The 13,197-nt window shown below is 75.5% G+C and carries 13 protein-coding genes; 6 read left to right on the forward strand and 7 right to left on the reverse strand.

From position 1 onward, the window contains the following. The first annotated feature begins 39 nt into the window (after nucleotides 1–39). The 4 genes from CHB98_RS04625 (at nucleotide 40) to CHB98_RS04640 (ending at nucleotide 4,653) form a co-directional block, all read left to right on the forward strand. Nucleotides 40–798, forward strand: a complete 759-nt coding sequence (locus tag CHB98_RS04625; RefSeq protein WP_143424945.1) for a glutathione S-transferase C-terminal domain-containing protein — start codon at nucleotides 40–42, stop codon at nucleotides 796–798. Nucleotides 799–1,330: 532 nt separating this feature from the next. Beyond that, nucleotides 1,331–2,611: a tyrosinase family protein gene (locus CHB98_RS04630; protein ID WP_143424946.1), complete on the forward strand. Its 1,281-nt coding sequence runs from the start codon at nucleotides 1,331–1,333 to the stop codon at nucleotides 2,609–2,611. Nucleotides 2,612–2,636: 25 nt separating this feature from the next. Further along, a complete protein-coding gene (locus tag CHB98_RS04635) occupies nucleotides 2,637–3,620 on the forward strand; it encodes a HEAT repeat domain-containing protein (RefSeq protein ID WP_089304429.1) in 984 nt (327 codons plus the stop codon). Beyond that, nucleotides 3,613–4,653: an SCO family protein gene (locus tag CHB98_RS04640; RefSeq protein ID WP_089304430.1), complete on the forward strand. Its 1,041-nt coding sequence runs from the start codon at nucleotides 3,613–3,615 to the stop codon at nucleotides 4,651–4,653. Before CHB98_RS04635 ends, CHB98_RS04640 begins: the two co-directional genes overlap by 8 nt. Nucleotides 4,654–4,745: 92 nt before the next feature. Here CHB98_RS04640 and CHB98_RS04645 read toward each other — a convergent pair whose 3' ends face one another. Next, the gene (locus tag CHB98_RS04645) at nucleotides 4,746–4,904 is read right to left on the reverse strand and encodes a LysM peptidoglycan-binding domain-containing protein (protein WP_089304431.1); all 159 of its coding nucleotides are present in this window, start codon (nucleotides 4,902–4,904) and stop codon (nucleotides 4,746–4,748) included. A 204-nt stretch (nucleotides 4,905–5,108) separates the two neighbouring features. Next, a complete protein-coding gene (locus tag CHB98_RS04650; protein ID WP_089304432.1) occupies nucleotides 5,109–5,885 on the reverse strand; it encodes a PIG-L family deacetylase in 777 nt (258 codons plus the stop codon). Nucleotides 5,886–6,165: 280 nt separating this feature from the next. Between CHB98_RS04650 and CHB98_RS04655 the strand changes: the two genes are divergently transcribed. After that, a complete protein-coding gene (locus CHB98_RS04655; protein ID WP_089304433.1) occupies nucleotides 6,166–8,343 on the forward strand; it encodes a N,N-dimethylformamidase beta subunit family domain-containing protein in 2,178 nt (725 codons plus the stop codon). Between the two features lie 95 nt (nucleotides 8,344–8,438). Here CHB98_RS04655 and CHB98_RS21400 read toward each other — a convergent pair whose 3' ends face one another. From CHB98_RS21400 to CHB98_RS04675, 4 genes are all read right to left on the reverse strand, one after another. Further along, nucleotides 8,439–8,897 (reverse strand): hypothetical protein, encoded by a 459-nt coding sequence (locus CHB98_RS21400; protein ID WP_089304434.1) that lies wholly within the window; start codon nucleotides 8,895–8,897, stop codon nucleotides 8,439–8,441. Between the two features lie 250 nt (nucleotides 8,898–9,147). Further along, nucleotides 9,148–9,996, reverse strand: a complete 849-nt coding sequence (locus tag CHB98_RS04665) for an AfsR/SARP family transcriptional regulator (protein ID WP_218822244.1) — start codon at nucleotides 9,994–9,996, stop codon at nucleotides 9,148–9,150. Nucleotides 9,997–10,129: 133 nt separating this feature from the next. After that, a complete protein-coding gene (locus CHB98_RS04670; protein WP_089304435.1) occupies nucleotides 10,130–10,354 on the reverse strand; it encodes a hypothetical protein in 225 nt (74 codons plus the stop codon). Between the two features lie 156 nt (nucleotides 10,355–10,510). Next, on the reverse strand, nucleotides 10,511–11,341 hold the full coding sequence (locus CHB98_RS04675; protein WP_089304436.1) for an AfsR/SARP family transcriptional regulator: 831 nt from the start codon (nucleotides 11,339–11,341) through the stop codon (nucleotides 10,511–10,513). A 455-nt stretch (nucleotides 11,342–11,796) separates the two neighbouring features. On the opposite strand from CHB98_RS04675, the gene CHB98_RS04680 reads away from it, so the two are divergent. After that, nucleotides 11,797–12,726, forward strand: a complete 930-nt coding sequence (locus CHB98_RS04680; protein ID WP_245820926.1) for a helix-turn-helix transcriptional regulator — start codon at nucleotides 11,797–11,799, stop codon at nucleotides 12,724–12,726. A 55-nt stretch (nucleotides 12,727–12,781) separates the two neighbouring features. On the opposite strand, the gene mscL is transcribed toward CHB98_RS04680, so the two are convergent. Continuing rightward, nucleotides 12,782–13,192 carry a large conductance mechanosensitive channel protein MscL gene (gene mscL, locus CHB98_RS04685; protein WP_089304437.1) on the reverse strand — a complete coding sequence of 137 codons (411 nt, stop codon included), beginning with the start codon at nucleotides 13,190–13,192 and terminating at the stop codon, nucleotides 12,782–12,784. Nucleotides 13,193–13,197 lie beyond the last annotated feature (5 nt).

Below are 13,197 nucleotides of genomic sequence, written 5' to 3' on the forward strand. Positions count from 1 at the left end.
CCGGGCGGACGGCGGGTCGTGCCCCCGGAGGTGGCGCCGGTGTCCCCGCTGACGGTGGTGACCTTCCCACCCAGCCTCGACGGCGAGCTGGCCCGCTTCCTCCTGGACCACCACCGCGTGCCGTACCGGGAGGACCGGCACGCGCTGGGCTTCTCCTCGCTGGTCACGCTGGCCCGTGCCGGCACGGTCCGCTTCCCGGTCGTCCTCGGCCAGGGGCTGCGCATCACCAGCGTCGTCGACCTGGCCGCGCACCTGGAGCGGACCGCTGCCCCCGGACGGCGGCTGCTCCCGCCGGGCACCGACCTGCAGCGGGCCCGCGCGGACTGGCCGCTGTTCCACGTCACGCTGGGGACGGCGACCACCCGGCTGGCCTACGCCCACCTCCTCCCGCTCCGTGAGGTCATGACCGGCCCGCTGAGCGACGGCGTGCCGCGGCTGGAGAGAGCGGCCGTCGAGCGCGGCTACCCGGCGTTCGCCGCCGCCCTCCGGCTGCTGCTGCTGCTGACCCCGCAGCGGGTGCGGGCCGCCCGGGCCGCCCTCGACGAGGTGATGGCGGCCGTCGACGACCGGCTCGCCGACGGCCGGCCCCACCTGCTGGGCGACGTCCTGACCCTCTCGGACGTCGTCTTCGCGGTGGCGGCGGCCCCCGCCGTGTGGCCCGAGCAGTACGGCGGGGCGGTCCCGCCCCTCGAGCTGACCCCACCCGCACTGCGGGACGTCGTCGCGCGCACCCGCGCGCGAGTCTCCGGGGACCACGCACTGCGCGTGTACCGGGAGCACCGCGCGCCGGGCCGCTGAGGCGGGCGGCCCGGTGCCGCCCGACCCGGGTGTACCCGGCCAGCTCGGTGGAGACCGTGGCCTGCGCGCCCTGACCGGCCAGCCGGACCGGACGCTCGTGGTCCAGCCGGCCGTCGAGGAGGTCCGGATCGTCGGCGCGTCGCCGTCGGGGGTCGTCGACCGGCGCCACGCGCAGCGCCCACCAGGTGGTCCGCCGGGCGTCGTTGCGCATCTCCGACCCGTTCACGGCGACCTGGTCCCACACACCCACGTGCGCGGCCTGGGCCGCCCGCGCGGGTGACCTCCGCGTCGACGGTCGTGCCGGCGCACTCGGGCACCGCCCCCCTCCGGACGGCCCTGCGCGCTCCGCGAGCCGCAGGCCGGGCCCGCGCACCGGGACGCTGGGAGGGCGCCGTCATGCCGCCGTCACCACGCGGTCACCGCGGCCGGCCCCCCGTGCAGCGGAGCGGAAGCCGGGCGCCCGCGGTGACGCGCCCGTGACGGGCGCGTGCTCTGCTCGGCGGGAGGGCGTGCACCGGCGCGAGGCGGCACCATGGCGATCTCCCTGCGGCTGAGCGTCAACGGGGCCGAGGACGGCGCCGGGCGCTACCTGACGTGGTCCCCTCGGCCGGCCTCGCTCGCGGTCGTCGACGCCGACGGCGCCCGCGGCCCCGTCGAGGTGCGGCTGACCGGTCCGACGGCGGGCGACGGGGGCCGGCTCGACCTGCGGCCCGGAGGCTCCGACCCCCCCTCGGGCCACCTGGACCTGGCCCTGGACCCGGACGGCACCCCGGTGCCGTTCTGGCTGAGCGGCCGGTTCGGCTTCCCCAGCCGGGAGGACGGCGACGCGCCGCTCGAGGTGCGGGCCCGGGGAACCGACCCGCGGGCGCTCGCGTCCTTCCCGCTGATGGTGCGGATCCGGAAGGACGCCGACACGCTCACCGACGGGGAGCGCAGCCGGTTGCTGCTGGCCCTGGCCCGACTCAACGACCAGGGCCGGGGCGCCTTCCGGGCCTTCCGCGACACGCACCGGGAGAGCACCCGGGCGGAGGCGCACGGCCGTGACGGCTTCCCGCCGTGGCACCGGGCGTTCGTCCTCGACCTGGAACGGGCCCTCCAGCAGATCGACCCCGGCGTCACGCTCCCCTACTGGCGCTTCGACGTGCCGGCTCCGCGGCTGTTCGACGAGACGTACCTGGGCGCACCCGACCCGCCGTCCCGGCTGCCCCGCTTCGCCGCGTCCAACCCGCTGCGCGTCTGGTCCACCGACGGTCAGCCCGGCATCGTGCGCGCCCCGTTCTTCGACCCACGGCGCAGCGGCGCGCACGACCGCAACGGGCAGGCGGTCCGGCGGGAGGCGGTGGTGACCGGCTTCCCCGAGGGCTTCACCCGGTGGCGAGGTCCCACGGAGGTCGACCCCCACGGCAGCGCGCACGTCAGCTTCACCGGCCACGTCCGCGTCATCGACACCGCGGCCCGCGACCCGCTGTTCTTCCTGCTGCACTGCAACGTCGACCGGCTGTGGGCGAAGTGGCAGTGGCTGCACCGGCGGTTCGACCCGGACGAGGCCGACACCTACCGGTTCGCCGGGGAGGCGGGCGATCCGGGCAGCACCCGGGTGGGTCACAACCTGGCCGACTCGATGTGGCCCTGGAACGGGGTGCGCACCGCCCCGCGGCCGCCGACGGCGCCCCGGATGCCCTTCCCGCCGTCCCCCGTGACCGGGACGCCGGGAGACGCGCCGACGGTGCGCTCGATGATCGACTACCAGGGGGTGCACGACGCCGGCGCCTGGCTGGGGTTCGACTACGACGACGTGCCCTACGAGCCGTGAGCACCGGTACACCGGGAGGAACGAGATGAGCGTCGACGAGCCCGGGGGCGGCGGCCACCGCGCGCGCTACGCGGCCGAGGTGGCCGCGGCCCTCGCCGAGGTGGCCGACGACCCCCTGGTCAGGGAGGCGGGACGGGCCGCCCGGGCGGCACCGGGGACCGGGGACGCACCGGGGGCCGAGGCCGGGGGCGACCGGCCGCCCACCGCCGTCGCGTCGGCCGCGGACCGGGGCGCCGGCACGGCCGAGCGGGTCGCCGCCGTCGACGTGGCGCGTCGCGACGCGGTCGGCCGGCCGGACGTCGTCGACGCGCTGATCGCCGTCCTCGGGGACCGCGACGACGACCCGGCCGTCCGGCGAGCCGCGCTGGGGGCTCTCGGGGAGCTCAGCTTCGCCGTCGCCGCGTTCGCGCCGCACAGCGCCGCCTACCGCGAGGCGCTGCGGACCGCGGTGACGGCCGGCGACCCCGCGCTCCGCGAGGACGCGCTGGAGGTCCTCGCGCTCACCCACGACGAGCTCGCCCAGGAACGGCTGGTGGCGGGCCTGCGGGACCCCGCCGCCGCCCTGGTCGACCCGGTGGTCGCGATCGAGCTGCTGGGCTACGACCTGCACGCCGGCCACTACGACCTGCTGCGCGGGATCGTCACCTCGTCGACAGACCCGGCCGTGCGCAGCGCCGCGATCCGGCTGCTCGGCGGTGACAGCGGGTCCGCCGACCTGCTGCGCCGGGTCGTGCTCGACCGCGGGGAGGACGTCGGCGTGCGGGCCATGGGCGCGACGGCGCTCAACGCGCTGGCGCCGGACGAGTTCGCGCCCATCGCACGCGGCCTCGCGCTCGACCCGGACGAGGACGACGAGCTGCGCGCCACGAGCCTGACCGCGCTGGCCGTGGGCCCCGGGGAGGCCGGCCCGGAGCTCGCCGACCAGGTCGTCGCCGCCGGCCCCGAACCGTCGGCGGACCTGGTCCGCGCCGCCGAGCAGTACCGGGAGGTGCGGGGCTCCGGTGGGTGAGGACCGCGAACCGACCGGGCTGCTGGGACTCCTCGACGAGGCCTCACCCGCGCACGCCGGCCGCAGCGCGGCCGAGACCGCCCGGCTCCGAGCCGAGGCGCTGCTCTCCCTGGGCGCCTCCGGCCTGCCCGACGCCGCCCTCCCGTTCGTGGTGGAGGAGCTGGAGAGCGGCAGCGAACCCCTCCTGGTCGCCGCCGCGGCGCGGGCCGCGCGTGGCCGCCGGCCGGTGGACCCCCGGCTGACCCGGCCGCTGCTGCAGGCCCTGCGCAACCTGGCCGAGCGCGACGACACAGTGTCCTTCGGCAGCCCCCGGCCGGCGCCGGGCACGAGCGGGACGACCCCGCTGTCGGAGATCCTGGCCACTCTGCGGGAGCTGGAGCTGTCCAGCGCGGCGCGGGACGAGCTCCGGGACCTCGCCCGCCGGGAGGGCCCGCTGTTCGCCGGGGCGGTCCGGACGGCACTCGAGGACGTCGCCGGGCCGGCCGGGCACTGCTGCGGCGGCGGGATGCCGGCCACGCCCGCCCTCGACGACGGCCGGCAGGCCGCCGTGGGGCCGGTACCCCGGGAGGTGGAGGTCGAGGACCAGGACGGCCGGCGGCTGGCGCTCGCCGACTTCTTCGGGCATGCGCCGACGGTCGTCGCGTTCTTCTACACCCGCTGCGACAACCCGCGGAAGTGCTCCCTGACGATCACCTCGCTGGCCGAGCTCTGCCGGGACCTCGCCGACCGGCTGGGGTCCGTGCAGGTCGCCGCCGTCACGTACGACCCCGGCTTCGACATCCCGGCCCGGCTGCGGCGTTACGGGAGCGACCGCGGCCTGCCGTTCGGACCGGCCGTCCGGATGTTCCGGACCGTGGCCGGGTGGGACCTCCTGCGAGCCCACTTCGGGCTACGGGTCGGGTACACCGCTTCGGTGGTCAACCGGCACGGCATCGAGCTGTTCCTGCTGGACGGCGGACGGGTGGTCCGCATCTGGTCGCGGACCCGCTGGGCACCGGCGGACGTCGCGCGGCAGCTCGGTGGGGCGCGGTGAACCGGTGGGGCACGGTGACCCGGTGGGGCGCGGCGCCCGACAGGGGGACCCCGAGCAGCCCCGGCGGCCGGGCGTGGTGCGCCCCACCCGGCTCACTCCTGGGGGACGCGGAGGACCCGGCCCACCAGGATCCGGTCCGGGTCCGGCAGCTCGTCCGCCGCGGTCAGCCGGCGCACGTCGGTGCCGTACTCCCGGGCGACGGCACGGAGGGTGTCCCCGCGGACGACCTGGTGGGCCAGGTGTCCCCGCATCCCGGCGATGGCACTGACGATAACGATGACGATGACGATGACGATGACGATGACGGGCGCGGTCTGGGTGTCCAGGCCCGGCGGCCGCTCCCCGGAGCGCGCCCGACGCTGGAAGCGGGTCCGTCACCACGACGTCGACGGTCCTCGGCGCCCAGGGGTGTGACGCACCGGGCGACGCAGGAGACAGCAGCTCGTCGGTGCCCGTCAGCCGGCGTGCTCGGTGCGCGAGTAGCTCCGCGCCCCCCACCAGTCCCACTCCTGCTGGTTGGGCGGCGTGTCCATCAGCTCGTGCATCCTCCAGCCGTAGAGGCGGAACAGGAACCACTTGATGTCGAGGGGGTAGCCGGCGAGGTTGGCCGGCCGGCCACTGACGTCGTAGGAGACCCACCACAGTCGGTCGAGGTCGTCGGCGGCGGCGAACGAGAGAACGGCGTCCGCAACCGCGTGGTGGTCGGGGTGGTCTCCGGGGTTGAGACCGCGGTCGTGGTCGGCGGTGTTGACCCACGGGCGCACCGACCCCCGCTCCGAGGCGACGATCGCGCGGACGGTGGTCACCAGGTCCTCCCAGCCGTCGTAGGTGGTCGACCCGTCGACGGCCGGCAGCGTGGGGGTGTCCCCGCGCTGCAGCTTGCCGAGGGTGCGGAAGCCGGTGGACTCGTAACCCTCTCCGCTGGTGTTGCCGTCGGGGAGCCGGAGTGCGTAGAGCGCCCACGTCGGCCCGGTGTGGCGCTGGATCGGGTGCCCGTCGACGGTGACCCGGTCCGACGTCGGCGTACCGGGGGTGAGCGTGCCGGCCATCGACTCGATGCAGGCCACCTCGTGCGCCTCCCACCAGCCGTCGGTCCGGCCCGCATCGTCGGCCGTGACCACGATCTGCACCGTCCGCACGTCCTGGATGTGCAGGTCGGTGAACAGGCCCTCGCCGCGGAACAGGAGGGCGTCGTCGGTGTGGGCGGTGACGTAGAACACCACGTCGGACACGGCTGCCTCCTCTGCTCGAGCCTCCCCCGGGAGGTCACCCGTGGAGCCTGCTCCCGTCATCGGCGACACGCCCGGACCCGGCGCGCGGCACCACCCGGGAGACTGCGGCACCGGCGTCCCGTCAGCCACGAGACACGGGTCAGGGCTGCGCTGGAGCCCCGGACCACGCACGTGGGACCAGCACCGCTTCGGCACGCAGTCGACCGGACGGCTGTGCTGCGCATGGGTGACCGTCGCACGCCACCGGACGGCGCCTGCCTTCCCCCGAGAGGAGAGCCGGGTGTCCGAGCTGACGTGGGACCAGTGGGCGTCGCTCACACCGCCCGCCGGGTGGGTGGTCGACGTGGGACGCTTCACCGACGGGGTCGGGGACGACCTCTTCGGCTACCACCCGGGCAACGGGACCCTGTGGGTCGCCGAGAACCGCGGTGACCGGTTCGTGTTCTCGCGTCCGTGGGCCACCGTGGACCCCGCGGACGGATGGCAGTTCGTCGTCGCCGACGTCACCGGGAGCGGCCCGGCCGACGTCGTCGGATACCACCCGGGAAACGGCGCCGTCTGGGTCGGCGAGAACCGCGGGGACGGCTTCGCCTTCACGCGGTGGGCGGACCTGGCGCCGGCGGCCGGGTGGAGCATCCACTGCGGCCTGTTCACGGGCCGGCCGCGAGCCGACCTGCTCGCCCACCACCGCGACAGCGGCTCGCTGTGGGTCGGGGAGAACACCGGCTCCGGGTTCGCCTTTCGGGGCACCTGGGCCACGGTCGCGCCGGACGAGGACTGGCGGTTCACGGCTGCGGACGTCATCGGCAACGGGACGACCGACGTGGTGGGGTACCGGCCGGACGACGGATCGGTGTGGGTCGGGGAGAACCGTGGCTCCTCCTTCAGCATGACCCGGTGGGCGTCCCTGACGCCGGCGCGGGACTGGTCCATCCGCACCGGCCTGTTCACGGGACGGGGCAAGGCCGACCTGCTCGGCCACCACCCCGGCAACGGCACGTTGTGGGTCGGGGAGAACGCCGGCGACCGCTTCGCCCTCACGGAGCTGTCGCCGCGCCTGCGCCCGGCCGAGGGTTGGCAGGTCGTCGCCGGCAGCGTGAACGGCGACCTGTGGCACGACGTCGTCGCGTACCACCCGGGCAACGGGTCGGTCTGGGTCGGGGTCTCGCCCACCCGCCCGGTCGAGGGGTACTGCTGGCCGCTCTCGGCAGGCCCGGGCGAGTCCATCTCGTTCCACCTCTCCCACGAGGGCGAGGTGCTCGCCTCGATCCAGCGGCACAGCTCCACGTCGGACACGGTCGACTCCTCCGAGGTCCAGTCGGTGGCGCTCACGGCGGAACACCAGGTGACCCCGACGACGGCGTGGCGTCAGGGGTGCGGCTGGGACGAGACCCTCCGTCTGACCGTGCGGCCGGAGTGGACCTCGGGCATCTACTCGGCCGCCTGCACCGACTCCACGGGTGGCCGCTGCGATGTGACGTTCGTGGTGAAGCCGGGACACGACCGGCGCTCGCGCATCGCGGTGCTGGCGAACGTGAACACCTGGCTGGCCTACAACGGGTGGGGCGGCCGGTCGAAGTACTCCGGGGCGGCCCGCACGAGCTTCCTGCGCCCCATGCCGCAATCGGCGCCTGGCGGGGACACCCACCTCACCCGTGGCGAGCTGTGGGTCCTCGGCTGGCTGGAGAGCCAGGGGCACTCCCCGGACGTCTTCACCGACGTCGACTTCCACGAGGACGGCTGCGATCCGGGGCAGTACCCCCTCCTGGTCGTGAGCACCCACCCCGAGTACTGGACGCCGCGGATGTACGACCGGCTGGCGTCCTACCTGGGTGCCGGTGGGAGCCTCGCCTACCTCGGTGGCAACGGCGTCTTCGAGGCTGGGGAGTACGACGACGACGGGACGGCGATGGTCTTCCGACTGGGCGAAGAGGGCGGGGACCGGGAGCTCGCCCTCTTCCGGGTGCGGGACAGGCCGGAACGCTCGCTCCTCGGCGTCGCCACCGAGCGCTGCGAGGTGCCGGGGTCGGCCTACGTGGTGCGGTCCGCCGGTCACCCGCTGTTCGAGGGGACCGGGCTGTCGGACGGCGACTCCGTCGGCGCGGTGGGCCTCAACCGGGGACACAGCGGCGGCAGGGGCAACGGCGCGGCGAGCGGGTGGGAGGTCGACACCAGCCGCGGCCCCGGCGCGACCGGCGTCCCGTCGAGCTGCGAGCTGAGGCCGGCGGTGCTGCAACCGGGCGGAGTGCCGCCGTCGGCCCTGCCGGGCGGCCTTGTCGTCCTCGCCCAGGGCATACCGGACGGGACCGGCCCCGGAGCGGACATGACGTACTACGACCACCCCGGCGGCGGTTTCGTCTTCTCCGCCGGCTCGCTGACGTTCGGCGGCAGCCTCGTCGTCGACGCCGCGCTCAGCACGCTGGTCGCGAACGTGGTGCACCGGGCAGGCGCCGGCTGACACCGCGCCCGGCACGCGCGTGACGTCCGCACGCGCCGGGTCACCAGGTGTCGAGGTCCGGCTGGCAGCCCGGGCACGGACCCACGGTCGGCGCGTCACCGCAGGGCGATCCCGGCGCAGAGCCCGACGAGTGCTCCGGACAGCGCGGCCGCCCCCGCCCCGGGCCCGCGCCGCCCGGCCAGGGCGAGTGCGTTCAGCACACCCAGGGCGACCAGTGCGACGGTCGCCGTGCGCACGGTCGGCCGGTCGAAGACGGCCACGGTGACGACCAGCGCCAACAGGGTCACGCCGGCCAGCGCCAGGGTCACCCAGCGCCACTGCCACTGCCACCGCCGCGTGGCTCTCCGGCCGCGCCGCGACCGCTGCCGTCGCACCAGGAGCCACCAGAGGAGCAGGCCCAGGCAGGTCCCGACGGTCAGCCGCTGCAGACCGGTGAGGGCCTTCACCGCCTCCAGCACCAGGGAGCTCAACAGGCCGGGTACCGCCGGCAGCAGCAGGTCCTCCGCGGACGGCTCCTCCCTGTGGCGTCTCGTCGTCCGGCTGCCTGCGACCACTGCAGACCTCCTCGTTCCGTCCGGTCCGTGCTCGTGACGGAGCCGGTCACCACCCGGCCTGCTCGCGCGGCTGTCCCGCGGTCCACGCCGCGTCCGGACCTCCGGCACCAGCAGGCTGTCGGCCGCCCGCCGTGCGTCCGGGGAGCCCGGGTCGGACCCGCTCCCGGCCGTGCCCCTCAGCCCCGCCGGCCATCCGCCGGACCGCGTCCTCGGGCACCGTCTGCGGACGCGCGTCGGTCATGGCCCCATCTCACGCCCCGGTCGTCACCGGGCCATCACCGGCGGGTCCACGCTCCCCGGCCCCGTCAGACCTCCGGTCCCGTCCGCCGGGCACCGGGTCGGCCGCCGGACGGGGTCGCGGGACTCCGCCCGGACCCCTGTCACCGGCGGTGGCGGGCACCCGGCCCCGGGCGGCGAGATCCTCCATCCGACCGGTCGGCGCGACGCCGAGCTCCCGGGCCAGGGCGTCCCGGAAGGTCTCGTAGACGCGCACGGCCCTGGCCGGGTCGCCCTGGGCCAGGCACACCCGTATGACCGCCCGGTGCGCGCTCTCCCGCAGCGGCTCGTGGCGGGCCGCCGCGTCGGCGACCTGCAGCGCCTCGGCGTACCGGCCGCCCAGCAGCAGCCGGTCGGCCAGCACCTCCAGGGCGTGCATGCGCAACTGGCGAAGCCGCTCGCGCTCCAGCACCACCCAGTCGTCGTACCACCCCGGGAGCAGCTCACCCGCGAGCGCCGCCGCCGGCGGATCCACGACGCCCGCCGGGGCTTCCGGGGCGAGGACGGCGCGGGCCCAGTGGGTGAACTCCCGGGCGTCGACGCGCACCCCCTCGGCCAGGGTCAACGCACCCCCGGACACCTCGACCAGCCCGGGCACCGCCCGCTGGACGCGCCACAGTGCCGAGCGCAGGCTGCCCTGCGCGTGCGACTCCGAGACCTCCGGCCAGAGCCGGCCGGCGACCGCTCCGCGGGCCGGACGTCCGGACAGGCTCAGGTGGGCGATCAGTCGCTGGGCGCAGTGCGGCAGCTCCGCCGCGGGGACGTCGTCCACCGACACCCGGAACCCGTCGAGCAGGCAGACGTGTGCGGTCCTGATGTCCATGGGCCCCCTCTCGGGCGTGACCGAGGCATGCGTCGGGCCGGGCGGGCAGGGCTGACTGGAGGTGATCGTCCCGACACGCACCGGGGGCGTCAATGGACGAAGGACCCTGGGACGCGACCGGCCGGGTCGCTCCTCAGCGGTGACCGTCGGTCGGGTCGGTGGCCCCCCCGGCGAAGCCGTCGAGCCAGTCCCGGACGGCAGCGAGCACGTCCTCGGGCGTCGACGCCACGGCGACGGTCACCTCCTCCGCCGGCGTGTCGGCGGTGGCGTCCCGCAGGGACAGCAGCCGCGCCCGGAAGTCGCTGCCGCCCTCCAGCCAGACGCGGACGAGGAGCGCGGCACTCGGGTCCTCGACCACGTCGTCTCTCCTACGGGGTGTCGCGCAGCGTCCCGGAGCCGCACACTCCCGGAGCTCCGCGACGCGGCCGGCGTGGGACGACCCATCCTCCGAGATCACGGTGCGTGACACAGTCCCCCGTACGGATGACCACCGGCGCGGACGGCACAGCCGCCGTCAGGTGCTGCGGACGAGCTCGGACGTCGCCATGCCTCCCCGGACGAGCACGTCGCGGACCCGCTCGCGCCCCTCCGGCCCGGTCGCGTGGTCGGCGGAGCACGCCCGACGGACCCGCGGGACGTGCTCGACGAGCCGGGTCATCTGCTCGGTCGGGAGCACGCCCAGTTCGTCCCGCAGCATGGTCCGGAAGAGCTCGTAGGCGCGGACCGCCTCGGCCACGTTGCCCTCGGCCAGGTGGACGCGGACCACCGTCCGGTGCGCGCTCTCCCGCAGCGGTTCCGCGCGGATCGCCGCATGTGCGGCCTCCAGTGCCTCCCACGGACGCCCGGAGGAGGCGAGCCTGTCCGCCACCACCTCCAGCGCCTGCGTGCGGAGCTGGCGCAGCTGTTCCCGCTCGAGGAGGACCCAGTCGTCGTACCAGCCGGGCAGCAGGTCACCGAGCAGCGCAGCATCCGGGACGGCGAGGTCCTCGGGACCTGCGTGCGCCGCGATCACCCGGCGCGCCCAGTCGTCGAGGTCCCGGACGTCGACCCGGACGTCCGTCGCGAGACCGATCGCGCTGCCGGACGCCTCGACCAGGCCGGGCGCGGCCTTGTTCAGCCGCCACAGCGCCGACCGCAGACTCCCGTGCGCGCGGTCCTCGGGGACGTCGGGCCACAGCCGGCCGGCCGTCCCGGTCCGGGTCGACCGGGGGGACAGGCACAGGTGGGCCACCAGCCGCTGGACCGCGTGGGGCAGGTCCCCGGCGGCCGGCCGCCGTCCGCGACCGGGGAGCGCCAGGCCGAAGCCGTCGAGCAGCGAGACCCGGGGAAGGGGTGGACGGTCCACGAGACGGTCCTTCCTGAGAGGACGAGCGACCGGACCGGGGCGCCGGAGGCACCCGTGATCCGGCTCCAGAGGTGGGCAGCCAGCCGACGATGCCGGGCCGCTGCGGGAGGGGCGTCACCGTCCCGGGACGCCGGGTGCCGGTCGGGGCCGCGCCACCGCGGTCCCGGCCGGCGGTCAACTCCTCAGGTGGTGCCGCTCGGTGGCACCGAGCCAGGTTGACCACGGCCGATGGCGCGGGTGGGACACGGATCCAGGTCTAGGGCTGTGTCCGTCATGGTCCCCCCAGGACGCACGCGCACGGATGCGGCAGCGCGAAGCTAATCACGTCCGGGCGTGGAGGCTCTACGCAGTTGTGCGTACGGGGCGGACGGGAGGGTCACAGCGGGCTCACCGGACGTTCCCGTACGCGCCTGAACGCCCCCACGGTGCGACGCCGTCCGACTACCCTCAGCGCCGTGCCGCGCACCACCAGGCGTCATGCAGCGTGGCTGGAGCTCGTCGGCGACATCCTGCAGGGTCAACCCACGGCGCGGCAGTTCCCCCATGCGCAGGTGGCGGACCTGCTCCTCGAGTCCTTCGACGCGGCCTGCTGCTCGCTCAACGTGGTGGACGACGCGTGGGTGGACCACGTCGTCGGGGGCTGGCCGGTCGGATTCCTGCCGACGACGCCACCGTCCGGTGCCCTCATCGATGCCTCCACGCACCCGCTCATCCGCTGGTACGCCGTCACGGGCGACTCGGCACCGCAGGTCCTGGGCCGGGTGCCGCGCGCGGTGGCCGGGCCGAGGATGCGCGCGGCGTGGTCGGCGTTCGCCCGTCCCTTCGGCATCACCCACCAGCTGGCGCTGCCGGTGCGCGTGGGCCGCGGGGTGGAGGCCTACGTGGTCAGCCGTCCCGACGACGACTACGACGACGCCGATGCCGACCTGGCCGCCCTGGTCCGGCCGGCACTGGCCGCGCTGGTCGGCCAGCACCGGGTGCTGCACGACGTGCCGGAGCGCCGGTACGACCGCGTCCGGGACCGCCACCTGACCGAGCGGGAGTTCGCCGTGCTCACGCTCCTCGGGGCGGGCCACACCGCCCAGGCGATCGCCCGCCGCCTGGACACGTCCCCCCGGACGGTGCACAAGCACCTCGAGCACCTCTACCGCAAGCTGGGGGTGCGCGACCGGCTGATGGCGGTGCAGCGAGCCCGGGACGCCGGCCTCCTCGCCACGCCCGCCGCGCCGATCGGACGGGACACCGCGACGACATCCGGACGCTGCACCCGTCGCCCTGAGCGGGCACCACCCAGCGGTGCGCCGACGCCCGAGAGCCAGCACACCCGATGCGCCGGTGGACGACCGCGATCGGCCGACGCGGGAACCGCCGCACCGTGGCGCTGACCCGGACCAATCGCGTGGACGTCGATCCCGCGGTGTGCCGGGGAGCCGGCCGGTGTCAGGACACGATCGGTTCGACGTCGCGCGTGCAGAACATGCACACCGAGGCGTCGACCGGGATGAAGCTCTTGCAGTGATCGCACTCGCGACTGCCCTGCGCGCCGGCCGCCTCGCGTCCGGTCGCGCGACGGATCGCCTGGACCAGCAGCATGATGGTGAACGCCAGCAGGAGGAAGGACACGAAGGCCGTGAGGAACGCCCCGTAGCGGATCTGGGCACCGTTCACGGTCAGGACCAGGGCGTCGAAGTTCGGTGCACCGAAGATGGCGGCGACCAACGGCAGGATCACGTCCCCGACCAGGGACTCCACGACCGTCGCGAAGGCGGCTCCGATCGCCACACCGACCGCGAGGTCGACCAGGCTGCCGGAGAAGGCGAAGTTCTTGAAGCTGACCAGCAACGTGCGCACGGCGC

Source organism: Geodermatophilus pulveris (assembly GCF_900188375.1).
GTDB classification, from domain to species: Bacteria; Actinomycetota; Actinomycetes; order Mycobacteriales; family Geodermatophilaceae; genus Geodermatophilus; species Geodermatophilus pulveris.

Excerpts from the sequence above, each read along its gene's own strand:
- CHB98_RS04635 (WP_089304429.1), top strand. The coding sequence starts at position 2,637 with ATGAGCGTCGACGAGCCCGGGGGCGGCGGCCACCGCGCGCGCTACGCG.
- CHB98_RS04630 (WP_143424946.1), top strand. The coding sequence starts at position 1,331 with ATGGCGATCTCCCTGCGGCTGAGCGTCAACGGGGCCGAGGACGGCGCC.
- CHB98_RS04665 (WP_218822244.1), bottom strand. The coding sequence starts at position 9,996 with ATGGACATCAGGACCGCACACGTCTGCCTGCTCGACGGGTTCCGGGTG.
- CHB98_RS04645 (WP_089304431.1), bottom strand. The coding sequence starts at position 4,904 with ATGCGGGGACACCTGGCCCACCAGGTCGTCCGCGGGGACACCCTCCGT.